The following is a 22,783-nucleotide window of genomic DNA, read 5'->3' as shown; positions in this document are numbered from 1 at the left end:
AGACGCCGATGAGGCTGAGCGTCATCATGCCGGTCTACAATCGCGAACAATTCGTTGGCCTAGCGCTGCGCTCGTTGCTCAGGCAGCGCGAAGACATCGATCTCGACATCATCGTCATCGACGACGGGTCGACCGATGGCTCGGCAGCCGTCGTACGGTCGTTGATCGACGAGGCCCCATGCATTCGTCTTTTCCAGCAGATCAATGGCGGGGTCACCAAGGCGCGCAATGCCGGGCTGAAGCAGTTGCTGCCGCAGACGCGTCTGGTGTCGTTTCTCGATTCGGACGACATCTCCCCGATAGGCCGCTTCAAGGCGGATCTCGCCTGCTTCGAAGAGGATCCTGGCCTCGAGCTGACCTATTCGCGCATGACGCTGGTCGACAAGATAGATGGCGAGACACTGGAACCGGCCGCCGACAGCCACTCCATCACCGTGCGAGGAATCCACCTGTCCGCCGGGATCTTCGCGCGAGACCTCATCGAGCGCACCGGTGGTTTCGACGAGGATTTCAAACAGGCCGAGGACACCGACTATCTGTTGCGTATCTTTGAGAGCCAGGCAAAATACGTTATGCCCGATACGGTGGCTCTCTATTACAGGCGTCATCCCGGCAACATGACCAAGGAAGCCGATGTGCCCTTTCGCGAGTTCATGCGCGCCATTCACAAGTCGATGAAGCGTCGCAAGGCCGATCCCAGCTTGCGCCGGGTGGAGGGGATCTTCGACTTCAAGGATCTCGCGCAGTGGCGGTTCCTTTGATGGCAGGCTACGGCGTCGTCATTCCGGCTTTCAACGCGGCCGCCACCATAGGCGCTGCCCTGAACTCCGTTCTGGCCCAGACGGCAAAAACGGAGGCCATCGTCGTGGTCGATGACGGTTCGACCGACGATACGGCCGCGGTGATCGATGCGATGAACCTGCCGGTGACGGTGCTGCGACAGGACAATGCCGGACCCGGCAGCGCAACGACCCGTGGCATTGCGGCACTCTCGACGCCGCTCATCGCGACGCTCGATGCCGACGATTTGTGGCTGCCGGACAAGATCGAACAGCAACTGGCCTATCTCGGCCGTCATCCCGGGACAGCGGGCGTCTTTACGCACTGGCGGACGTTTCGCGGCGACAGCCCCGATTTGCCCGATGCGGCCAGTGGAGCGGGCTGGTCGCGCACGACGATGATGATCCGCCAGGAGGTGGTGCAGAGCGTCGGTCCCATCATCGACCCACCAGGCGGTCGCGGCGAGATGATCGACTGGATCGCCCGGGTTCGTGAGGCAGGCTTTGTACTTGCCATGCTCGACGACGTGCTTGCATTGCGCCGCATCCGTCCGGGCAGCCTTTCCTACGGCCGCGATCCGGCACGCGACCGGGGCTATATCCAGGTCGCAAGGCTCGCCATGCAGCGGCGGGCCCAGAACAAGGCGGGCTCCAGTTGAACGCCAGGCCTGTTCGCCGCATCAGCCGCCGCTTCCCGGACTATGGCTGGTCGTGGCCCACCGGTCAGTTGGACCTGTTGCTGAAGGCGGCGCTGCTCTCCGATGAGGACGCAGCCGCTGCCTGCGCCGCGCGCTGGCTCGACGAGAACGACATCGACCTCGTCTCGTTTCGAGAACATCGTCTGCTCGCCGCCATCTCCGACAGGTTCGGCAGAAAACTGGCCGGGCATACCGCGCACCCGCGCCTCGTCGGCCTGCAGAAGATGCTGTGGACGAAGTCGCGCATGGCGATGCGCGAGGCCGAGCCGGCGCTGAAGGCGATGGCCGACGGCGGCGCCGACATCATGCTGATCAAGGGCGCCAGCCGCATTGCGTTGAACGCGTCGGCGCAGCGTGGTCGGGTGGCGCATGACATCGACATACTGGTGCGCCCGCGCGACATGGCTGCCGTCTTCGACATCTTGCGCGACCGCGACTGGCAGATCGCCTCGGGCGTCAGCGCGCAATATCTGCGAACCCGGTTGGCGTCGCTGCGGTCGATGAACTTCTTCAAGGGCCGTTTCGGCGACATCGACCTGCACCAGCTCGGCTATGATGGGTCGCAGACGAGCGCGGAAGACGACCTGGCGATCTGGCAACGGGCGGTCCCGGCACAATTCAGCGGCGTCGCGGTCTTCGTGCCATCGCCGGCCGATCGCATGGCACTGGCCATCGCCCATGGCGGCCTCGACGCCCACACCCACAGCGACTGGCTTGTCGACTGCGCGGTCGCCATCCATGCCGAAGACGTCGATTGGGGGATGTTCCTCGACATCGTCGGAAGACGCGGCCTGGCGGTTCCAGCGGCGGTGGCGTTATCCTATCTGGCGTTCGAGATCGGCATTCCGGTGCCGGAACGGACAATGGCCAGAATCTTCGAGATGGCCGACCGGGCTGGCCTGTCGCGTTGGTCGTCGGTTCTGCAAGCCAAGCCGCGCACGGATTTCGGCGGCCTGGTCTGGCTGTCGCGCGGCCTTGCCAAGCAGTTGCGCCTGAAGCGGAAGAAGGGCCGGTTGCAGCAGGAGCCGCCCGCCAAACCCTGGCGCGGGAGACCGGCCGCGGGCAAGCCGCAAGCCGCATCGGCGCCTCTGGTGTTTTCGCAGGCCATCGCCTGTCCGCAAACGACCGGCGACATGATGCTCGACATCACCGTCAGGATCGGCGTTCCGCCGGTCCGGCGCCGCATCGAAATGGAGATCAATGACGGTGGCGAGCATATCGCTCGCCTGCGTGCCGTGGCTATCAGCCGATCCGGCAGGGAACGCGTGCTGCATTTTCGCGGCAAGGTGACGCTCGACGGCGCGCGAGTTGCCTTGACGCTCGAGGCGCGACCATCGCGACAGTTTCGCGAGTGGAACGACGCGGCCACGGTGGCCGCCTATGGCGCCTTGCCTTTCCAGTTGCTGTCGGCGGGTTTCTTGCCGATCGGCTGAAGGCGAATCCGACGAACCTTTCTCGCAAGGCGGCGTCCGCTCAAACTCCGTAGCGTTCGGTGCGGATAATTTCGGCTGCAACGCCGGCATCGATCAGCGCCTGGGCTGCCGCGGAAACGAAGGCATTGGAGCCGCAGACGAAGGCGAGACCGGGCGGCTCGGGCAGCCGCGCCATGGCTTGCGCCATCATCGCGACGTCCACCCGCCGCGCATAGTCGGCCGGGCGGCGTGCGGCTTCGCGGGTCAGTGTCAGCACCAGCTCGAAGCCGTCCTGACGCTCGTCGAGGGCGATCAGCTCGTCACGAAAGATCACTTCGTCCCAAACCCGGACCGAAAAGACCAGGACGACGGGCACCGCTGAATTCCGTGCGGCGCGGTGGCGGATCATCGACATCAAGGGCACGACGCCCGAACCGCCGCCGACCATCACAAGCGGCCCACTCTCATCCTTCGGCCAGACGAAATGCCCGCCAAGCGGCCCGCGCAGTTCGATTTCGTCGCCAATTGCCGCGACTTCGTGGAAGAAGGGCGAAACCTCGCCATCGTCGAGTTTTTCGATCGCCAGTTCGATTGCGCCATTCGTTTCGGGCGCGGAGGCGATGGAATAGGAGCGGCGCGCCTGATAGCCGTCCGGCGCCGTCAGCCTGACGTCGACATGCTGCCCGGCGCGATAGGCGAAGGGCCGAGACGGCTGAAAAAAGAAGCTGGTGACACGCGGCGTGCGCTTTTCTATGCGGACGATGCCGGCTGTTTGCCAGGGCGACTGCACTGCCGCCGTATCGCTCATGGATCGTTCGTGTAGCGTTGCTCGCGCCATGGGTCGCCATAGATATGGTAGCCGCGCAATTCCCAGAAACCGGGCTCGTCGCGCGAGGTGAATTGCAGGCCGTTCAGCCATTTGGCCGACTTCCAGAAATAGAGATGCGGCACCAGCAGCCTTGCCGGGCCGCCATGATCCGGTGTGATCGGCTTGCCTTCGTAGAGCAGCGCGACCATGGCCTTGCCGGCGGTGAGATCCTTGACCGGCACATTGGTGGTGTAACCGTCGAACGCGTGCGCCAGCGTGAAGCCGGTCGGCGGCTCCACACCCGCGTCGGCAAGGATATCGTCGACCAACACGCCCTGCCACGGCGTGTCGAACTTGGTCCATGCGGTCACGCAATGGATATCGCGCGTCATCTTGGTCAACGGCAGCGCGTTGAACTCGGCCCAATTCCATTTCTTGATCGGGCGTGGCCCATGTTTCAGCGTGAAAGACCAATCCTCGGTGCGCACGCGCGGCGTCGGACCGGCCGACAGCACCGGAAAACCCTGTTCAAGATGTTGGCCGGGCGGGATGCGGGCATCGTCATCGGTTGGCGGGCGCCGTCCTGAAGAGAAACCTCGGGTGACCATCGCGGCAATCTCCTGCATCGGGCCGACATCAGCCTGATGCAATGTTCTCGAAGATGTCGTGGCGGGCAACCAAAATCTTGACGGGCGGAGGCCGGAGGGGATCGTCGCCGACGAACCCTGCCGGTCCCGTTCACGTCAAGGCCATTACTCAGCCATTGGCAAAAGGCACCGCGATGTAGATCTGAGCGTCGCCACGCTCGACCAGCAACAGCACCGACTTGCGGCCAGACTTGCCGGCTTGCGCGATTGCCTGGGTTACCTGCCTGGCGTTCTTAACCGGCACCTGATTGACGGCAACGATGATGTCGCCGGCCTGTATTCCGGAAGCGGCGGCGGCTTTGTCGGGATTGACGCTGGCAACCACCGCGCCGTGCTGCTTGCCGGCTAGGTTCATCTGCTGGCGAATGTCGGGCGTTATATCCATCAAGCCGAGCCCTATCGCCGGAGCGCGCCCGGCACTGGGCGTGTCGGACCCGTCATCCAGCGACGCGGTCTTCGCATCGGCGCTGTTCTGGCCGACATCGACGGAAATCCGCATCGGCTTGCCTTTGCGCCAGACATCGACCGTTTCCGTGGCGCCCGGCGCGACATCGGCGACCGCCCGCGACAGGTCCTTGGGGTCCTTTACCTCCTGCCCGGCAAAGCTGGTGATGACGTCACCCGTCTCGATGCCGGCCTTGGCCGCCGGCGAGCCGTCATTGACCTCTGAAACCAGCGCGCCGCCGGGATGGTCGAGCCCGATGGCGCTCGCGACATCCGGTGTCACCTCCTGGATCTGAACGCCGAGATAGCCGTACTGGATGGAGCCGCCCTTCATCAGCTTGGCCACCACCTTCTGGGCCTGGTCCGACGGAATGGCAAAGCCGACGCCGACGCTGCCGCCATTGGGCGAATAGATCGCCGTGTTGATGCCGACGACATTGCCCGCGACATCCACCAGCGGACCGCCGGAATTGCCGTGGTTGATCGGCGCGTCGATCTGGATGAAATCGTCGAACGGGCCGCTATGCAGGTCACGGCCGCGCGCCGAGACGATACCTGCCGTGACGGTGGTGCCGATGCCGAACGGGTTGCCGAAGGCCAGCACCTGGTCGCCTGGCATAAGCTTGTCGGAATCGCCCCATTTGACGGTCGGCAGGGGTTTGTCCGACTTGATCTTCAGCACGGCGAGATCGTTCTTGGCATCGCGGCCGATGAGCTTGGCCGGAAGTTCGGTGCCGTCGTCGAGCGTCACCTTGATCGAAGAGGCCCCATCGATGACGTGATTGTTGGTGACGATGGTGCCGTCGGAGGCGACGATGAAGCCGGAACCCAGCGCCTCGGCGCGCTGCGGTTGCTGTTGCGGCGGCGTCTTGGGCGTCGGCATGCCCTGGTCACCGAAGAACTGGCGGAAATAGTCGTCGAAAGGCGAGCCGCCGTCGAAAGGAGAGGCATCGCTCATCGTTTCAGGCTGTGCCTTCATGACGGTGGTGACCGTCACCACCGCCGGCTTGTCGGCGGCAACGATGGGTGCGAACGAGCCATTGGGCGCAGTGATGCCGGCAACAGGTGTCTGGGTGGTCGGAACGGTGTTGCCCGCGCTTTGGGCGAAAGACATGACGAAGGGGGATATGATCAGCGCAGCGCCCAGCAAGGCCGCGACGCGATGCCTACGAAGGATATCTGACATGGTCGTTTGTCCGGGCGAGAGTTGATCCAGCGCCGTGGCCTCCCATGCGGGAAATCGGTCATCGGCGTGTCGAGGTTGCAATTGCCCGTCTCGCCTACATGGCAGCCAACCGGATCGACGGCCTTGCATCTAGGGCGCGGATTGGCCCGATTTAGGGTTTTCGGGCGACCTTACGAAGATTTAATATCCGCACGGCGGCAGGGTCACAAAGTCGTCGGGTCACCTCGCTGGAGCCTTAGCCACCGGCGGTTCGTCCGAGATAGGCCGTAGCAATCTCGCGCATGCGCTTGCCGTCGAAGCTCGGTCCGTGTCCTCCATGACCGATACGGATCGGCAGGTCGAGCAGGCGCCGCATCGTACTGATATAGGCGGCCCGGTCGGAATCCGGCAGGTCGTCTATCAGCATGGCGTCGTAGATGGCATCGCCGCTGAAGAACAGTCCGTCGGCCTCGTCGAACAGCGCGATCGAATCCGGTGAATGGCCCGGCAAATGCAGCACGCGAAATTGCCGGTCACCAAGATCGACGACATCGCCCTCGTCCAGGGTTCGCGTCAACGGCGCGGGCGGGATCCTGTAGTCGGCCGACTTCCATCCGGGCGCCGGCAGTTTCGAGACGGCACCCTCGAGGTCGTGGAACATGTAGGCGTAGGTCGCGGCCTCATCCATGGTCTCGAACCGAGCCGCGCTCATTCTTGGCCCGGCCCGCAACGGGAATTCATGCAGCGAGCCGACGTGGTCGAGATGGACGTGGGTAGCAACGACCAGCAACGGCTTGCCCTGCGGCGTCTCGATCTGCGGCGCCAGCGGACAGATGCCCATGCCGGTGTCGACGAGCAGGTCGGCATCGCGACCGTGCAGATGCCAGATATTGGCCCGAACATAGGCATGCACGAAGGGCTCGGTCAGCATCGTCGTCTTGTCGTCGACCACGCTCCTGCTGAACCAGCCCGGCATCAAGTGTGAGTCCGGCATACGAAGTGAGCCGGGCATCAGGTGTGAGCCCGGCATCAGACGAAGGGCTTCCCGACCCTGTACTTTTCCGGCACCAGCCGCTTGAGATAGGCCATGCCGGCATCCGACAGCTGATTGACGTCGGGCTTCATGAAATCGTCCGGCATGTGGCGGGTCTTGCCGGCGACGTTCTTGAGCGGCACTTTCTTCAGCACCGTTCTGGTGCCGTCATATTGCAGCGCCACCGAGCCGCCGCCCTGTTCGGCGACGGTGACGGCGAAAGCGCCGGCATCGAAAGCCTCCTGCGCGTCGACCGCGCTGATAGCGCCGATATAGCCGCGCGGCATGTAGCCGAGCGCGTCGACGCGGGCACGTTTGCCCGGCAGGCCTTCCGCCAACGCGCGCTCGAGTGCGGCCGGCAGATCGCTGCCCGACAGCTTGACGTTGCCATGCGCGTCGCGCTCAAGCTTGTCCGGCGGCACCAGGCTTTCGACCAATGCCTTGCCGTCGGCGGTGCTGACGCCTTCCGAAACGGCGACGATGCAGCGCTTGTGGCGATCGAGCGTGGCACGCACGTCGTCGATGAAGCCAGCGGCCGAGAACGGCCGCTCGGGCACGTAGACGAGATGAGGGCCGCTGTCGGGGTCGAGCTGCCAGGCAGCGGCAGCCGCGGTCAGGAAGCCCGCATGCCGGCCCATGACGATGCCGACATAGATGCCGGGCAGCGCGCGAAAATCGAGATCGACGGACAGGAAGGCGCCGGCGACGAACTCGGCCGCCGAAATAAAGCCCGGCGTGTGGTCGTTTTCCTCGAGATCATTGTCGATGGTTTTTGGCGCATGAACAAAGGCAATTGAGCCGCCGGCGGCGTCGGTCAGGATCTGCTGGGTACCCGACGTGTCGTTGCCGCCGATATAGATGAAGGCGTCGCCGCCGGCCTTCTTCAGGCCGTCGAGGATGACATCGCAATAGGCGGCGTCGGGCTTGTCGCGCGTCGAGCCGAGGGCGGCGCTCGGCGTGCCGGCAATCAGCCGCAGGCGGTCTTCCGGAATGGCGGAAAGGTCGACATAATTGCCGTCACGGATGCCGCGCACGCCATGGATCGAGCCCAGCACCTTGGCACCGGGATGCCGCTTGCGGATCTCCAGCGTCGCCCCGACAACCGTCTGGTTGATGACGGCGGTTGGGCCGCCGCCCTGCGCGATGACAAACGTTCCAGCCATGCTTGATTTCTCCCGGCGCGATGGTTTTCAAGGCACCTTGGCCTGTCTTGCCGCATCGCGCAACGGGAGTTTCGAGCGGCGCCAACACGCCGCATAAGCGTCAGACGACGACGACCGGATTTTTCTTGGAGACGCGGCTGTAGAGGTCGATGATGTCCTGGTTGATCAGGCGCACGCAGCCCGACGACATCGCTTGCCCGATGCTCCACCATTCGGGCGAGCCGTGGATGCGATAGCCGGTGTCCTTGCCGTCCTGGTAGATGTAGAGGGCACGCGCGCCGAGCGGATTGGTGAGGCCGCCGGGCTGTCCGGCCTGCCATTTCACCAGTTCAGGCTTGCGGGCGATCATCTCCGGCGGCGGCGTCCAGGTCGGCCATTCCCGGCCGTACTGGATATTGGCGCGGCCGGACCAGCGGAAACCGTCCTTGCCGATGCCGACGCCGTAGCGAATGGCGTCGCCACCCGGCTGGACCAGATAGAGCATGCGCTCCTTGAGATGGACGACGATGGTGCCGGGCGCCTCGCCTGTCGTGTCGACGACGATCTGGCGGCGGAATTCCGGCTTGACCTTCAGATATGGCACTTCCGGCACGTTGAAGCCGCCGTCGGTCAGCCCGGCATACATGACGCCGGGACTGGTGATGTTCTTGTCGACGCTGATGCTTGGCCGGATCGGCCGCACGGAACCCGTGGTGACGTCGTCGAGCCCGAGCGCCGGCAGGCCCCCGCCCGAGGTCGAGCAACCGGCGGCGCTCAGCAGCGCAAGCGCCCCTGCCCCGGACAGGATGGCGCGGCGGGAAAGATGATGATCGGTTTCGATTGCGTCGCCATTTCGCGGCGGCGTCAGACCTTGCGGCAACTCACGCATATACCCAGACCCTACGCTGTCGGCGGGAAGCACGGTCCGGCCGGATAGCAGGCATTTTCCTCATTCATGGTTGATAAAGCGTGAAGACCTTGCACAGCCTGCATTTGCGCATGGCCTTGGCGATGTTCGACCTTCTTGCCTGAACTTGAGCGCAGGCTGCTGCACAAAAAGACCTCGGTCGAGTCATATTCCCGGCGCCGGCGTCTCCTACTCCTCGAACCATCAGCGAGGGGCCTCCATGTGCAAGACCTTAAAAACCGACATCAAGCTTTTTGCCGCTGCCATTGTCGCGGCGGCAACCGTTCTCGGTGCCAATGTCAGCCTGGCCGATATAGTGAGCACGCTGAGCGGCGCGAACTGACACCGATCTGCCGCTGGCGCAGTTAGGGAAATCGCCTCTTTACATTCTTCCGGGCCTAAGGATTTATCCTCTTCTTTAAGCTCAAAGGAGACGAGCATGTCCTTCGAAAACTGGGCCGCCTTCGCTGCCGCATCGACGATCCTTCTCATCATTCCGGGACCGACCATCCTTCTCGTCGTGTCCTATGCGCTGGGCCAGGGCTGGCGTACCGCTCTGCCGATGGCCGTCGGCGTGGCGTTGGGGGATTTCACTGCGATGACGTTGTCGATGCTGGGTATCGGCGCGCTGCTGGCGGCTTCGGCGACCGTCTTCACCATCCTGAAGCTGATCGGCGCCGGTTATCTGATCTATCTTGGCGTGAAACTGTTTCGCGCCGGCGGCGCGTTGAAGGCCGAACCGCGCACCGACGCGGTCTCCTCGGCCAAGATGATGGCGCACGCCTGGCTCGTCACCGCGCTCAACCCGAAAAGCATCACGTTCTTCGTTGCCTTCCTGCCGCAGTTCCTCGACCGGCACGCCGATTTCTGGACGCAGATACTGATCTTCGAGACGACCTTCCTGGCGCTCGCCTTCGCCAATGCCTTCGGCTATGCGCTGATCGCGGCACGCGCACGCAACGTGGTGCGCAATCCCAAGGCGATCCGCATCTTCAACCGCACCGGCGGCACGCTGCTGGTCGGCGCCGGCATCGCCACGGTGGCGATGCGTTCCAGCAATTAAGCTGTTTTTTTGATCATGATCCCGAAACTGGTTTTCGGGATCATGACCGGCCTTACCATTTGACGCTGAAGCCCAGATTGCCTTCGAGGATCCGACGCTTGTCGCCACCGAGATTGGTGGTGTAGTCGCCGGTGGCGAAGATGCTGACCTTGTCCGTCACCTTGGCAATCACGCCGCCGCCGAACTCGAACGAGGTCGATCTGCCCTCGGTCGAGATGTCGGTGGTGTCGAAATTGACATGGCTGGTGCCGCCGAAATCGTGCCAGATGTTGGCCTTGAGATACGGCTGCAGCGCCATGCCATTGATCGTTGTTTCGCCTTGCAGCCGTGCGCCGAGCCGGCCGGTCACGCTGCCGTCCGTATCGAAGGAAACCGAAGCAAAGCGGTCCGACGCATCGTCGAGCGACAATTGCTGCCAGACCAGTTGCGCCTGCGGTTCAAGCGTCCAGCCTTGCGCCAGCGCGATGGGATAGCCGCCTTCCAGCGAAGCGGTGACGCCGGTCCCGCCGACGTCGATGCCAATGTCGCGCGACGATGTTGCGTTGCCGCCGAAGAAGGTGGCCATGAGGACGCCGTCCAGGTACCAGCCACCCTGACCGATCCGGGTCCAGTAGCCGCCGACACTGGTGCCGTTGATATCCATGCTGCCGACGGACAGATTGTCCCTGCCCAGCGCCTGGCCGCGCACGTCGCCATTCATGCTGGCATAGGCGACGAACAGGCCGGCGCGATCGGTCTGGCCCGACGCGGTTTCGCGGCCGAACAGATCGAAGCCCGCCTGGAGGCCGAACAGGGTGCCGTCAAAGGACGGCGATACCGTTCCTGAATAGGCCATTTTGCTGTCCTGACCGAAGATGCGGCCCCAGACCGGCGACAGCTCGGTGTTCGACAACAGGCTCTGCTCGCCGCGCCGTTCGTGGAATGTGCCGAGCGTCGTCATCGCCAGATGTTCGGCGACCGGCGGCAAGGCCGAATAGACCGGAACCTCGATGCGATAGAGCAGGATTTCCTCGCCCGCCGCCGGTGTCGGCAGGTCGGGCACCTCAGTTGGCACCACCGGCGGCGGCGGGGGCGGATCCGCCACTGGTGCCGGTGGTGGTGCCGGTGGTGTCGCGGGCGGCGGATCGGTCGGCACGACCGGCGGCGCCGGATCAACCGGATCGGGATCGCCGGGGGTGGATTCCGGCGGAGGCGGCGGCGCAGGGTCGATGGGCGGCGGCGGCGGCGGTTCGGCCGCCGGCGGCTCAGGTGCCGGCGGCGGAGCAGGCTCCAGCGCCGGCGGGGCTGCGGCCGGCGGGGCCGGCGTGTTCAGCGTCGAGCGCAGGTACCAGTTCTCCTCGCTGCCGGCGCTGACGCCGCCCTTGAACAGATAATATTCAAAGGCCCCGGCGGCGACCGGGGCGTCGAGCGCGAATGTCGTGGCGCCCGAGGTGGCGCCGTTGATTGCCTGGATGACCATGATGCCGTCCTGCGTGGTCGCAGCCCCCGCGCCGCCGAGATTGACCACGGAGATGCCGGTCGAACCGGAAGCCGTTCCGCTCGACAGGACCAACTTGTCGGATGCGGAGGAATCGTCACCGAGCTCGGTCTGGATAAGCAGCAGGCCACCCAGGCCGACATAATTGCCCGAAATCGTCAGGCTGTCGGTGGCGCCGGTGCTGCCATTGGTCAGGTCGATGCGGCCGGCATTGGTGACCTGAGCCAGCTGGCCTGCCGTAAACGCCTGGATCGCCGCATTGAAGCCGCCGCCATAGAGCGTGCTTGCGGCATCGACACTGAGCGAACCCGTGCCGGTGCCGCTGTCGCCGAGCACCAGATTGCTGTCCATCGTCAGCTGGGTGTCATTGGTGGCGTCGATGCTTTCCCAGTTCTGGAGCCGGCTGACGCCATCCAGTTTGACGTTGTCCAGGGTCAGCGCATCGGTGCCGGCACCACCTGATATGGCATCCGTGGCACCGAGATTGGCGTTGGTGAGGTTGCTGAGCCTGGCGGTGTCGTTATCGCCGCCGAGATCGACGGAACCATAAACGATGCCGCCACCGTTCCAGACGAAATTGTCGGCGCCAAAGCTCATCAGTATATCGCCACCGACCGTGCCGCCGGTGACCGTGACGCTGTCATTGCCGCCGCTGACGCTGATGTTGCCGCCGATGGTGCCGCCCGACAGGATGATCGTGTCCTTGTCGAAGCCGGTGACGAGGTTGCGGTCGATGGTGCCGCCTGACATGTTGAAATAGTTCTGATCGAGCTTCATGTTGACCCGGCCGATGCGGCCACCGGTCATCACCGCGTGGTCGCCATCGTCGAAGAAATCGACGATGCGTCCGCCGGTCATGGTGAAGGTGTCGAGGCCGTCGCCCTGGTTGAGCGAGCCGATCTGGCCGCCGCTCATGTTGAAGTCGTCGATGCCGGCGCCCTGCTGGACATTGCCGGCGACGGTGCCCGCGCCAATGGTGAAGAAATCCGTGCCGCCACCCTGATCGACGGCGCCGGTGATGGTGCCGGACTGCATGTCGATGCGGTCCGTGCCGACGCCAAAGGTCACATTGCCTGATATCTGCCCGGTGCCGCCGGCGGGAAAATTCAGCGTGTTGTCGCCGTCGAGATCGGTGAGGCTGCCGCCTGAGTCGCCGCTGTCACAGGTGTAGACGGTGTTTCCGGCGGATGGAGCCAGCACGCATGCGGCAAACGCGGCGGAGTTGGGCAGCAACGCAAAAGCTGTAGTTGAGAGGATGCTAATAAGCCACGGATGTAACGGATGCGGCTTTCGCCGTTGCGAAGCAATTGTCACCTGCGCATCTGCCGAACGACTGTTCGGAAGCGAGTTCTTCACATGCCGCATCGCGTCCCCTCTCGATTCGCGATTTCCAGCCCCCGCCAGCCGCCGCAATGAAGACACAATTCATTCAATTTTACAAAGCCTAATCTGCCCCGCATGGTTGCTAAACTGCAAAGACTACTGAAAGGTCTGGCGTAGCGCACGGTTGGCGTGTCCGTGGCCTATGCTTTAGGATCGCTTTGGGCCGAAGGATCAAGGGCCTGTCACGGGTCGATAAAGGACATCGCATGGCAATCAGGGACGCATTCGGCCTGGCACTTTCGGGCGCGACGGAGGCGGGATTCACGCCTTACAGCCAGGCAGTGCGTGAACTGCAGTGCTTCATCGGCGATCCCGTAGCCTCCGTCGACCGCGCCATCGCGGAAGATCCCGGCTTCGTCATGGCCCATGTCTTCAAGGGATATCTGTTCGGCCTCGCCACCGAGCGGGAGGCGACGGCCGTGGCCAAGGCTTGCCATGAGACCGCACTGCCGCTTGCCGCGACCACGCGCGAGCGGGCGCATGTCTCGGCCCTTGGCCATCTCGCCAGCGGGCGCTGGCATGAGGCCAGCCGCGTTCTCGAGGACATCACCATCGAGACCCCGCGCGACGGGCTGGCGCTGCAGGTCGGCCACCAGATCGATTTCTTCACCGGCAATGCCCGCATGCTGCGCGACCGCATCGCTCGTGCCCTGCCTTCGTGGCAAAGCGGCATGCCCGGCTACCACGCCATGCTCGGCATGCAGGCTTTCGGGCTGGAGGAAATGGGTGACTATGTCAGGGCCGAGCAGCTTGGCCGCGAGGCAGTCGACATCGAGCCGCGCGACGGCTGGGCGCAGCACGCCGTCGCCCATGTCATGGAGATGCAAAGCCGGCAAAGGGATGGCATTGCCTGGATGCGCGCCAATCCGGAAGCGTGGACACGGGAGAGCTTCCTGCAGGTCCACAATTGGTGGCACCTGGCGCTGTTCCACTATGATCTCGGCGAGACCGACGCGGTGCTGGCCCTCTATGACGGCCCTATCTACAGCGTGCAATCGACGATGGCGCTCAACATGGTCGATGCCTCGGCAATCCTGTGGCGGCTCCACCTCGGCGGCGTCGATGTCGGCGACCGCTGGGCGGCGCTCGCCGCCAACTGGGGCAAGGCGGGAGCGGGTCTTTATGCCTTCAACGACGCCCACGCGATGATGGCCTTCGTGGGTGCCGGGTTAGATGCGCCGGCCCTCGCCTTGCTCGAGGCTCAGCGCGAGGCCATGCGTGGCAGCGACGACAATGCGGCTTTCACGCGGGATGTCGGCCATCCGCTGACGCTCGCCATCAAGGCATTCGGTGAGGGCAGCTACGCCGAGACCGCGCGCCTGATCCGGCCGATCCGGGCGATCGCACATCGTTTCGGTGGCAGCCACGCCCAGCGCGACGTCATCGACCTGACGCTGATCGAGGCGGCCTTGCGCGCCGGTGAGGGTGCGCTGGCCAAGGCGCTCACGGCGGAGCGTTCGATGGCGCGGCCCGACAGTCCGCTGTCAGCGCTGTTTGTGCGACGCGCCGCCGATTTGTCGGAGAATTGACCCGAAGCGGATCTTGTTTTAAAAACTGGCCAAGCCAGATTTTTTCGAGACCCGAAAAAATTAACTGGCGTGGGAGGAAGACATGTATCTGGGCCTCGATCTCGGGACGTCGGGCGTCAAGGCGCTGCTGATCGATGCCGGGCAAACCGTCATCGGTTCCGGCCATGGTTCGCTTGATGTTTCACGGCCGCACCCCGGCTGGTCGGAACAGAATCCCGAGCACTGGATCCGGGCCTGCGAAGACGCAATCGCCGAGCTCAAATCCTCCCATCCGCATGAACTCGCGGCAGTCAAGGGCATTGGCCTGTCCGGCCAGATGCATGGCGCCACGCTGCTTGACGCCGCCGACAAGGTGCTGCGCCCCTGCATCCTGTGGAACGACACGCGCAGCCATGCCGAGGCCGCCGTCCTCGATGCCGATCCGCGTTTCCGCGCCCTGACCGGCAACATCGTCTTTCCCGGGTTCACCGCGCCGAAACTGGCCTGGGTGAAGAACAACGAGCCCGCTGTCTTCGCCAAGGTCGCAAAAGTGCTGCTGCCCAAGGATTTCCTGCGGCTCTGGCTTTCGGGCGAGCACATTTCGGAAATGTCGGATTCTGCCGGCACGTCCTGGCTCGATGTCGGCAAGCGGCGCTGGAGTGCGGATTTGCTCGCGGCGACATCGCTCGATGAAAAGCAGATGCCGTCGCTGGTCGAGGGTACGCAGAAGGCAGGAGCATTGCGCAGCGAATTGGCATCGAAGTGGGGCGTCCAGGCCGGCATTCCGATCGCCGGTGGCGCCGGCGACAACGCGGCCTCGGCCTGCGGCATGGGCACGGTTGGCGCCGGCCACGCTTTTGTTTCGCTCGGCACGTCGGGTGTGCTGTTTGCCGCCAACGCTTCCTACCTGCCCAACCCGGCTAGCGCGGTTCACACCTTCTGCCACGCGCTTCCGAACACGTGGCACCAGATGGGGGTCATCCTGTCGGCAACCGATTCGCTCAACTGGCTGTCGGAAATCACCGGGAAGAGCGCCGGCGAGTTGACCACTGAGCTCGGCGACACATTGAAGGCGCCGAGCGGCGTGTCCTTCCTGCCATACCTCTCGGGTGAGCGCACGCCCTACAATGATTCCGCCATTCGCGGCGCGTTCACCGGGCTGGCGCATCAATCGAGCCGTGCCGTGCTGACCCAGGCCGTGCTGGAGGGTGTAGCCTTTGCCTTCCGCGACAGCCTCGAAGCGCTGGCCACGGCCGGCACAGCCTTGACGCGGGTGACGGCGATCGGCGGCGGTTCGCGCTCACGCTACTGGTTGAAGGCGATTGCCACCGCGCTTCAACTGCCTGTCGACATTCCTGCCGACGGCGACTTCGGCGCCGCCTTTGGTGCCGCGCGGCTCGGCCTGATCGCGGCGACGGGTGCCGATCCGCTCGAAATCTGTACGGCCCCGAGGACGGACGCAACTATCGAACCGGATGCGGCGCTCGGCGGCGCCTATGCCGATGCCTATCAGCGCTACCGGGCGCTGTACCCGGCAATCAGGGTCGCCACGGCGTGAACGGTCTTTCGCCCACGCCGCGGCTGTCCGGCTCACTGCGCCGGCACCTTGTCGAGAAAACCGGTGACGCTCTTGAGGCGGCCGTTCTCGATGATTCCGATGTCGGTACCTTCGATCACCGAAGGCGTCCCCTCAGGTCCGAGATTCCACGAGAAGCGGATCTTGTCGGCAAAACCGTCCGGCGTACCCTTCAGCGAGAACCGGAAACCGGCAAAGCGCTGCTGCACGCCGTCGATCAGAGCCGCGACGCCTTCATGGCCATCACCCTGCATGAGCGGATCGCGGTAGCTGACGTCTTCCGTGAAGGTCGCCTTGAGCAATTCGGCCCGGCGGCCGGCATCGCTTTCGTTCCAGGCGGTGATGTAGTTTTTAGCGATCTTGGTGAGGTCGGTCATGGTCTGTCTCCTTCGTTTGGTGGCTTTGACATGACCCTTTTCAACCAGCGCCGGCGTGAAACCAATTACGCCTGAGGTAATGGCGTCAGAACTTTGTGAGAGGACAGAAATCATGAGCAGTGGATTTTTCGGCGACATCCAGAAGATCAAATATGAAGGGCCGGATTCGACCAATCCGCTGGCCTATAGGTTCTACAATCCCGATGAGGTCGTCGCCGGCAAGCGGCTGGAAGATCATCTGCGCTTCGCCGTTGCCTACTGGCACTCCTTTGCCTGGCCGGGTGGCGATCCGTTCGGCGGCCAGACTTTCGACCGGCCGTGGTTTCCCAAGGCCGGCGGCACCGACACGATGGAGCTGGCAAAACTGAAAGCAGACGTCGCCTTCGAGATGTTCTCGTTGCTCGGCGCGCCCTACTTCTGCTTCCACGACGCCGATGTACGGCCGGAAGGCAAGGATTTTTCCGAGAGTGCGGCGCGCCTCGATGAGATCGCCGACTACTTCGCGGGCAAGATGAAGCAGACCGGCGTCAAGCTGCTTTGGGGCACCGCCAATCTGTTCTCGAACCGCCGCTTCATGTCGGGCGCGGCCACCAATCCCGATCCGGATGTCTTTGCCTACGCGGCGGCGACGGTGAAAAGCTGTATCGACGTCACCAAGCGGCTGAAGGGCGAAAACTACGTGCTGTGGGGCGGGCGCGAAGGCTATGAGACCCTGCTCAACACCGACCTTGCGCGCGAGCAGGAACAGGCCGGCCGGTTCCTCAGCATGGTCGTCGACTACAAGCACAAGATCGGCTTCAAGGGCACGATCCTGATCGAGCCGAAGCCGCAGGAGCCGACCAAGCATCAGTACGATTACGATGTCGCCACGGTCTACGGCTTCCTCAAGCGCTTCGGGCTGGAGAAGGAGGTCAAGGTCAATATCGAGCAGGGCCACGCCATTCTGGCCGGCCATTCCTTCGAGCACGAACTGGCTCTGGCCAATGCGCTCGGCATTTTCGGTTCGATCGATATGAATCGCAACGACTACCAGTCGGGCTGGGACACCGACCAGTTCCCCAACAACGTGCCGGAAATGGCACTGGCCTACTACCAAGTCCTGCAGGCTGGCGGCTTCAAGACCGGCGGCACCAATTTCGACGCCAAGCTGCGCCGCCAGTCGCTCGATCCGCAGGACCTGCTGATCGGCCATATCGGCGGCATGGACTCTTGCGCTCGCGGCCTGAAAGCCGCGGCGCGCATGGTCGAGGACAAGGCACTGTCGGCGCCGCTGGCCGAACGCTATGCCGGCTGGAACACGGCCGAGGGCAAGGCGATGCTTGCCGGCAAGCGCACGCTTGAGGATATCGCCGAGCGTGTCGTCAAGAAGAAGATCGAGCCGCAGCCGAGGTCCGGCCGCCAGGAACTGCTGGAAAACATCGTCAACCGCTACGTGTAGGGCGAGCGCCGCTTCATCTTTGGACCGACATCCGGCGCCACTGGCTGAAAGCCGCCGCCATCGCCATCTGCTAGTCAGCCCACTTCGCGACAAGCTGCCGAGGATCGCACAGATCTTCGGCAGCCTGCGTGAGACCAGGACGCTACACGTGTCACCGAAAGAGGACCCGTGCGGCGGCATGTCGTCGTCCCAAATCGCTGTGCACTTTGGGCGACATGCATTGGCAGGAGACGGAAATGGCAGAGGATCGAATCATCGTGCGCCCGGCGCACGCGAGCGATATTCCGGCGCTGAAGCAGGTGCTGCAGGAAACCTTCGAAGGCACCTGGCTGCCGAACATCACCGAAGCAGCCGCGCAACGCTATGTCGAGACGGATATTGGCGGGCGCTATGTCGACCAGAGCTGGCCTGAATTCGCCGTTGCCGAGATCGATGGCGAGGTCGCCGGCTTGATCCATTGGCGCGCGGATTTCATCGAGGCCCTGCACGTGATGGCATCCCGTCAAGGCCAAGGTGTCGGCCGCAAGCTGCTTTCCCATGCCGAACAGGCGGTCAGTGCGGCCGGATTGGCGCAGGCGCGGCTGGAGACCGACACGTTCAACCTGCCCGCACAAGCACTCTACAAAGCGGTCGGCTATATCGAGAAAAGCCGCTATCCCGATGACGAATGGGACAGTGGCTTCACCACGGTGCTGTTCGAAAAGCGGCTTTGAGCAATTCCAGGAAAAGTGGGTAACGGTTTCCCCGGGAAAAGCGTACAGCGCTTTGCCTTGGGAATTGCGCAATCCAACAATAGATTTCTCGTTGACCTGACCTGCCTGGGCGCAGGAACAGCTTTGCGCATGGCCCGGTCCAGAGCGACATGGTTTTGCCCTTCGACGCCCTTCAATGACCTCGCTCTTGCCTTCAAACTGCCGTCACGAATCTCGTATAAGAGTGGCTCGTGGCGGGAGAGGAAGAAGGAGGCGAACCGATATGCAGAACGAACGTGAAATCGACGCCCTGCTCTCACCTGGCGAGGCTGGATCGATCATCGACCGGCTGATGGCAATGCCGCATCCGAAGGACGGCACGCGCCGCTCGAACGAATGGGATCGCGCTGTGGCCAGCCGTTTCGAGACCCATCTTGCCAAGCAAATGCGCTCGCAGATCGACGGCGGCAGCGACCGTCAGAACGCTGCCTGATTCTATCATAGTCAGCCCCGGCGCAGCCTGACCGGCGCTTCGCCGAAAGCCCTTGAAAACGCTCTTGAAAACGCCGCGGCGGATGAGAATCCGGTCCGCCCGGCAATATCGGCCATGGCGATCCTTGTATCGACCACCAGCCGGCGCGCGGCGCCCAGGCGCAGCCTGAGGTAATAGGCGCCCGGTGTCTCGCCGATCGATTTGCGAAAGATGCTCTCCAGCGTCCGTGCCGTCACGCCGGCGCGCTTGGCCACCGCTTCAATGGTCAGCGGCTGGTCGACATGCGCTTCCATCAGCCGGATGGCTTGCGCCAGCCGCGGATCGTAGCCATCGAGCCGGCCGAGCGAGACCAGCGGCTGTGCGTCGGTGGCGGCGCGCGCCTGATCGTAGATGAAGACGCTGGCGACATCGAGCGCGACGGCCATGCCGAGCCTCGTGCGGATGAGATGCAGCATCAGGTCGAAGGTCGGCGACGCGCCGCCCGAGGTGAACACCGGCCCGTCGATGACATAACGGTCCGGACGCACGTCGACGCCGGGAAAGGCCGAGGAAAAATCCTCCATGTCCTCCCAGTGGGTGGTGGCGCTGCGTCCTTCCAGCAGGCCGGCGCGCGCCACCAGCCAGGTGCCGGCTTCGACACCGCCGCACGCGCGCGCCGTGCGTGCGGCCCGGCGCAGGCCGGACAACAGAGCCGATGTCGCATAGTTCTGGGTGCCGAAGCCGGCGACGACGACAAGAACGTCGGTCGACTCGCCCGCATCGAAGCGGCCGCCGACCGCTACCGGCAGGCCGCAAGTGGTGACTGGAGCCTCGCCGGTCACCGAGACCAGCTTGAAATCGAACAGGGTCTCGCCGGAGATGCGGTTGGCCGCGCGCAGTGGATCGACGGCGGATGCGACGCACATGATCGACGACCCGGAAAATACCAGCAGCGTCACCCTAAGCGGCGAGCGCTCGGCGCGAAAGATCGTTGGTTTTTCGCTTTTCGTCATGGAAGCTTCGTAAAACGCAAAACAGTTTCCGGCAAGTCGGGCATTGTTGAGGTCTATTTCTTTCGGAGGAGAGTTCCATGCCGCTTGCGATGAACCGTGAGGTCTTCATTACCTGTGCCGTGACCGGGTCCGGCGGATCGCAGGACCGCAGCCCGCATGTGCCGCGCTCGCCCAAGCAGATCGCGGATTCCGCCATCGATGCGGCCAAGGCGGGCGCCGCCATCGTGCATTGCCATGTGCGCGATCCCGAGACCGGTAGGCCGAGGCGCGACGTGCATCTCTACCGCGAAGTGACCGAGCGCATCCGCGCGGCAGAAGTCGACGTCATCCTGAACCTGACCGCCGGCATGGGCGGCGACATGGTGTTCGGATCGCCGGAAGCGCCGCTGCCGCTCAACGAAAAAGGCACCGACATGGGCGGTGCCACCAACCGCATGGAACATGTGCGCCAATGCCTGCCGGAAATCTGCACACTCGACTGCGGCACCATGAATTTCGCCGAGGCCGACTATGTCATGACCAACACGCCCGGCATGCTGCGCGCCATGGGCGGCATGATGACGGCGCTCGGCGTCAAGCCGGAGATCGAGGCTTTCGACACCGGCCATCTGTGGTTCGCCAAGCAGTTGGTCGAGGAAAAGGTGCTCAACCCGGATGCGCTGGTGCAGCTTTGCATGGGCGTGCCGTGGGGTGCGCCTGACGACCTCAACACCTTCATGGCCATGGTCAACAATGTGCCGTCGACCTGGAACTGGTCGGCCTTCGCCATCGGCCGCAATCAGATGGCCTATGCCGCGGCGGCGGTGCTGGCCGGCGGCAATGTCCGCGTCGGGCTGGAGGACAATCTGTGGCTCGACAAGGGCGTGCTGGCCACCAACGCACAGCTGGTCGAGCGCGCCGCCAGCATCGTCACCAATCTCGGCGCCAGAATCCTTGGACCGGAAGAGGTACGGCAGAAGCTCAACCTCACCAAGCGGGCGCCGATCGCGGCATAATTATTCGTCGGGAGGGTCGGCATGACTACCGTAAAATTCACCGCGATGAAGGATGGCGACCGGGACGACTACGAGTTCCTGACCGCGCATGAAATCGACTATGCGGCCAGGACCGGCGAGCGGCTGCTCGACGCGCTGGTGCAGCTCGACGCGGGTCTTTCCGGCTACAAGATCACCCGGCTCGGCCATTCGCTGCAGGCAGCGACACGTGCCTGGCGCGACGGCGCAGACACCGACTGGATCGCTTGCGCGCTGCTGCACGACATCGGCGACATCTATGCGCCTTACAATCACGACGAATATGCCGCTTCGATCCTGAAGCCTTTCGTGCGCGAGCAATGCACTTGGGTGGTGGAAAAGCATGGCGACTTCCAGCGGCTCTATTATGCCCATCATCTCGGCGGCAACCGCCACGCCCGCGACCGCTTTGCCGGCCATGCTTATTTCGACGATTGCGACCAGTTTTGCGAACGCTGGGACCAGTCCAGCTTCGACCCCGACTATGACACGCTGTCGATGGAATTCTTCCGGCCCTTCGTGCTCGAAGTCTTTGCCCGCAAGGCCTACGATCCCTCGGTGATCCGAGCCGGCGAGCGCGTGCCCCTCATCGATCCCGCAACCGCCGCGACAAGAACCGGAGCTTCAGCATGAGCATCATCAACAAGGCAGCCGCCATCGGCGGCGGTGTGATCGGCGCCGGCTGGGTGGCGCGCCTGCTGCTCAACGGCATCGACGTGTCGATCTTCGATCCCGATCCCGAGGCGTCGCGCAAGGTCGGCGAAGTGATGAAGGGCGCGCGCCGCGCCTACAAGCAGATGGTGCCCGGCGGCCTGCCGAAAGAGGGCAAGCTGACCTTCGCCAAGACCATCGCCGAAGCGGTCGCCGATGCCGATTTCATCCAGGAGAGCGTGCCGGAGCGGCTCGACCTGAAACACCGCGTGCTGGCCGAGATCGACGCTCACGCGCCGGCCAACGCGATTGTCGGCTCCTCGACTTCCGGCATCAAGCCGACCGACATGCAGGTGGCGATGAAGAAGCATCCGGAGCGGCTGGTCGTCGGCCATCCGTTCAACCCGGTCTATCTCCTGCCGCTGGTGGAGATCGTCGGTGGCGAGCAGACCTTCCCCGAGGCGATCGAGGTCGCCAAGGAGATGTATGCCTCGATCGGCATGAAGCCTGTCGTCATCCGCAAGGAGATCGAGGCCTTCGTCGGCGACCGCCTGCTCGAAGCGGCATGGCGCGAGGCGCTGTGGCTGATCAAGGACGGCATCTGCACGGTCGAGGAACTCGACGACATCATGCGCTACGGCTTCGGCCTGCGCTGGGCGCAGATGGGCATGTTCCAGGTCTATCGCGTCGCCGGCGGCGAGGCCGGCATGCGCCATTTCATGGCGCAGTTCGGGCCGTGCCTGAAATGGCCATGGACCAAGCTGATGGACGTGCCTGAGTTCAACGACGAACTGGTCGACCTGATCGCCACGCAGTCGGACGAACAGGCGCATGGGCTGTCGATCCGCGAGCTGGAAAAGATCCGCGACGACAATCTGGTCGCCATCATGGATGCGCTGTCGAAACAAAACAAAGGCAAGGGCTGGGGCGCCGGCGCGCTGCATAAGGACTATACCAGGCAGCTGGCCAAGCTGGCGGCGAAGAAGCCCATGGCCTCCAAGGCGGCCGAGAAGGCCAAAGCCTTGAAACCGGTCAAGAAAGCCGAAAAGCCGAAGAAAAAGACCGGCAAGAAGAAAGGCTGAGAG

At 63.8% G+C, this 22,783-nt stretch carries 22 protein-coding genes; 13 read left to right on the top strand and 9 right to left on the bottom strand.

Annotated elements, in window-relative coordinates; genetic code table 11:
• The first annotated feature begins 8 nt into the window (after nt 1-8).
• Genes LB519_RS00630 through LB519_RS00620 form a run of 3 tightly spaced genes read left to right on the top strand, consistent with a single transcriptional unit; the run spans nt 9 to nt 2,910 of the window.
• Nucleotides 9-761, top strand: a complete 753-nt coding sequence (locus tag LB519_RS00630) for a glycosyltransferase family 2 protein (RefSeq protein WP_063169807.1) — start codon at nt 9-11, stop codon at nt 759-761.
• Nucleotides 761-1,438, top strand: a complete 678-nt coding sequence (locus LB519_RS00625; RefSeq protein ID WP_224618312.1) for a glycosyltransferase family 2 protein — start codon at nt 761-763, stop codon at nt 1,436-1,438. The genes LB519_RS00630 and LB519_RS00625 overlap by 1 nt, the downstream gene beginning before the upstream one ends.
• Nucleotides 1,435-2,910: a nucleotidyltransferase family protein gene (locus LB519_RS00620; RefSeq protein WP_027160997.1), complete on the top strand. Its 1,476-nt coding sequence runs from the start codon at nt 1,435-1,437 to the stop codon at nt 2,908-2,910. Before LB519_RS00625 ends, LB519_RS00620 begins: the two co-directional genes overlap by 4 nt.
• A 40-nt stretch (nt 2,911-2,950) precedes the next feature.
• Here LB519_RS00620 and LB519_RS00615 read toward each other — a convergent pair whose 3' ends face one another.
• From LB519_RS00615 to LB519_RS00590, 6 genes are all read right to left on the bottom strand, one after another.
• Entirely contained in the window at nt 2,951-3,697 is a 747-nt protein-coding gene (locus tag LB519_RS00615) for an FAD-binding oxidoreductase (RefSeq protein WP_013528277.1), read from the bottom strand.
• Entirely contained in the window at nt 3,694-4,305 is a 612-nt protein-coding gene (locus LB519_RS00610; protein WP_224618310.1) for a sulfite oxidase-like oxidoreductase, read from the bottom strand. The genes LB519_RS00615 and LB519_RS00610 overlap by 4 nt, the downstream gene beginning before the upstream one ends.
• Before the next feature lie 148 nt (nt 4,306-4,453).
• Nucleotides 4,454-5,974: a DegQ family serine endoprotease gene (locus tag LB519_RS00605; RefSeq protein WP_064992876.1), complete on the bottom strand. Its 1,521-nt coding sequence runs from the start codon at nt 5,972-5,974 to the stop codon at nt 4,454-4,456.
• A 235-nt stretch (nt 5,975-6,209) separates the two neighbouring features.
• Nucleotides 6,210-6,929 (bottom strand): MBL fold metallo-hydrolase, encoded by a 720-nt coding sequence (locus LB519_RS00600; RefSeq protein WP_224618308.1) that lies wholly within the window; start codon nt 6,927-6,929, stop codon nt 6,210-6,212.
• 53 nt (nt 6,930-6,982) lie between these two features.
• Complete coding sequence (locus tag LB519_RS00595; RefSeq protein ID WP_224618306.1) at nt 6,983-8,149, bottom strand: diphosphate--fructose-6-phosphate 1-phosphotransferase; 1,167 nt, start codon at nt 8,147-8,149, stop codon at nt 6,983-6,985.
• A gap of 100 nt (nt 8,150-8,249) precedes the next feature.
• A complete protein-coding gene (locus LB519_RS00590) occupies nt 8,250-9,017 on the bottom strand; it encodes a L,D-transpeptidase (protein WP_224618305.1) in 768 nt (255 codons plus the stop codon).
• A gap of 238 nt (nt 9,018-9,255) precedes the next feature.
• On the opposite strand from LB519_RS00590, the gene LB519_RS31210 reads away from it, so the two are divergent.
• Nucleotides 9,256-9,378, top strand: coding sequence for a hypothetical protein (locus LB519_RS31210; protein ID WP_013528283.1), 123 nt, complete (start codon nt 9,256-9,258; stop codon nt 9,376-9,378).
• Between the two features lie 96 nt (nt 9,379-9,474).
• Complete coding sequence (locus tag LB519_RS00585) at nt 9,475-10,098, top strand: LysE family translocator (protein WP_224618304.1); 624 nt, start codon at nt 9,475-9,477, stop codon at nt 10,096-10,098.
• A 52-nt stretch (nt 10,099-10,150) separates the two neighbouring features.
• Here the strand turns inward: LB519_RS00585 and LB519_RS00580 are convergent, their stop codons facing one another.
• On the bottom strand, nt 10,151-12,940 hold the full coding sequence (locus LB519_RS00580; protein WP_224618303.1) for an autotransporter outer membrane beta-barrel domain-containing protein: 2,790 nt from the start codon (nt 12,938-12,940) through the stop codon (nt 10,151-10,153).
• A 224-nt stretch (nt 12,941-13,164) separates the two neighbouring features.
• Here LB519_RS00580 and LB519_RS00575 point away from each other — a divergent pair, with 224 nt between their 5' ends.
• Nucleotides 13,165-14,487: a tetratricopeptide repeat protein gene (locus LB519_RS00575; protein WP_224618302.1), complete on the top strand. Its 1,323-nt coding sequence runs from the start codon at nt 13,165-13,167 to the stop codon at nt 14,485-14,487.
• Nucleotides 14,488-14,569: 82 nt separating this feature from the next.
• Entirely contained in the window at nt 14,570-16,024 is a 1,455-nt protein-coding gene (xylB, locus tag LB519_RS00570) for a xylulokinase (protein ID WP_027161005.1), read from the top strand.
• Nucleotides 16,025-16,056: 32 nt separating this feature from the next.
• Here xylB and LB519_RS00565 read toward each other — a convergent pair whose 3' ends face one another.
• Complete coding sequence (locus LB519_RS00565; RefSeq protein ID WP_013528288.1) at nt 16,057-16,419, bottom strand: nuclear transport factor 2 family protein; 363 nt, start codon at nt 16,417-16,419, stop codon at nt 16,057-16,059.
• Between the two features lie 112 nt (nt 16,420-16,531).
• Between LB519_RS00565 and xylA the strand changes: the two genes are divergently transcribed.
• From xylA to LB519_RS00550, 3 genes are all read left to right on the top strand, one after another.
• The gene (gene xylA, locus LB519_RS00560; RefSeq protein ID WP_024501968.1) at nt 16,532-17,857 is read left to right on the top strand and encodes a xylose isomerase; all 1,326 of its coding nucleotides are present in this window, start codon (nt 16,532-16,534) and stop codon (nt 17,855-17,857) included.
• 236 nt (nt 17,858-18,093) lie between these two features.
• Nucleotides 18,094-18,570, top strand: coding sequence for a GNAT family N-acetyltransferase (locus LB519_RS00555; RefSeq protein WP_224618301.1), 477 nt, complete (start codon nt 18,094-18,096; stop codon nt 18,568-18,570).
• A gap of 262 nt (nt 18,571-18,832) precedes the next feature.
• Nucleotides 18,833-19,042, top strand: a complete 210-nt coding sequence (locus tag LB519_RS00550) for a hypothetical protein (protein ID WP_013528291.1) — start codon at nt 18,833-18,835, stop codon at nt 19,040-19,042.
• 11 nt (nt 19,043-19,053) lie between these two features.
• Here LB519_RS00550 and LB519_RS00545 read toward each other — a convergent pair whose 3' ends face one another.
• The gene (locus tag LB519_RS00545; RefSeq protein WP_024501969.1) at nt 19,054-20,034 is read right to left on the bottom strand and encodes a GlxA family transcriptional regulator; all 981 of its coding nucleotides are present in this window, start codon (nt 20,032-20,034) and stop codon (nt 19,054-19,056) included.
• A 77-nt stretch (nt 20,035-20,111) separates the two neighbouring features.
• Between LB519_RS00545 and LB519_RS00540 the strand changes: the two genes are divergently transcribed.
• From LB519_RS00540 to LB519_RS00530, 3 genes are read left to right on the top strand one after another with little or no spacing between them, the layout of a single operon-like run.
• Nucleotides 20,112-21,029: a 3-keto-5-aminohexanoate cleavage protein gene (locus LB519_RS00540; RefSeq protein ID WP_013528293.1), complete on the top strand. Its 918-nt coding sequence runs from the start codon at nt 20,112-20,114 to the stop codon at nt 21,027-21,029.
• 21 nt (nt 21,030-21,050) lie between these two features.
• Nucleotides 21,051-21,680 carry an HD domain-containing protein gene (locus tag LB519_RS00535; protein ID WP_013528294.1) on the top strand — a complete coding sequence of 210 codons (630 nt, stop codon included), beginning with the start codon at nt 21,051-21,053 and terminating at the stop codon, nt 21,678-21,680.
• Nucleotides 21,677-22,780: a carnitine 3-dehydrogenase gene (locus LB519_RS00530; protein ID WP_024501970.1), complete on the top strand. Its 1,104-nt coding sequence runs from the start codon at nt 21,677-21,679 to the stop codon at nt 22,778-22,780. Before LB519_RS00535 ends, LB519_RS00530 begins: the two co-directional genes overlap by 4 nt.
• Nucleotides 22,781-22,783: the final 3 nt, after the last annotated feature.

Source organism: Mesorhizobium sp. AD1-1 (assembly GCF_020164655.1).
In the GTDB taxonomy this organism is placed as follows: Bacteria; Pseudomonadota; Alphaproteobacteria; order Rhizobiales; family Rhizobiaceae; genus Mesorhizobium; species Mesorhizobium ciceri.
Note: the sequence above shows the minus strand (reverse complement) of the source record. Positions and strands in the feature narration are given on the sequence as shown.